The organism is Arthrobacter sp. SPT-J7 (assembly GCF_059089965.1).
Genome location: NZ_JBNHFF010000596.1, coordinates 1 through 369, shown reverse-complemented (window position 1 = coordinate 369; position 369 = coordinate 1). Strand labels below are relative to the sequence as shown.

General features: G+C 60.4%; 1 protein-coding gene. It reads right to left on the bottom strand.

Annotated elements, in window-relative coordinates; genetic code table 11:
* Positions 1-369, bottom strand: a 369-nt coding sequence (locus AC5RWX_RS34455; RefSeq protein WP_494100600.1) for a TCP-1/cpn60 chaperonin family protein, incomplete at both ends; no start/stop codon positions are given.

Genomic DNA, 369 nt, shown 5'->3' with positions numbered 1-369 from the left:
ATCCTCGAGGACCGTTTCCTGGCGCTCGGTGTCGGTGACAAAGTAGGCCGAAATGTAGCCCTTGTCGAAGCGCATGCCTTCGGTGAGCTCAAGCTCCAGGCCGAAGGTGTTGGACTCCTCGACAGTGATGACGCCTTCCTTGCCCACCTTGTCCAGGGCTTCGGCAATGAGGGCACCGATTTCTTCGTCACCGGCAGAGATGGAAGCCGTAGCTGCGATCTCTTCCTTGGTCTCGATTTCCTTGGCGGAATTCAGCAGTTCGGCCGTGACAGCCTCGACTGCCTTCTCGATGCCGCGCTTGAGGGACAGCGGGTCGGCGCCGGCCGCAACATTGCGCAGGCCTTCCTTTACCAGTGCCTGTGCCAGCAC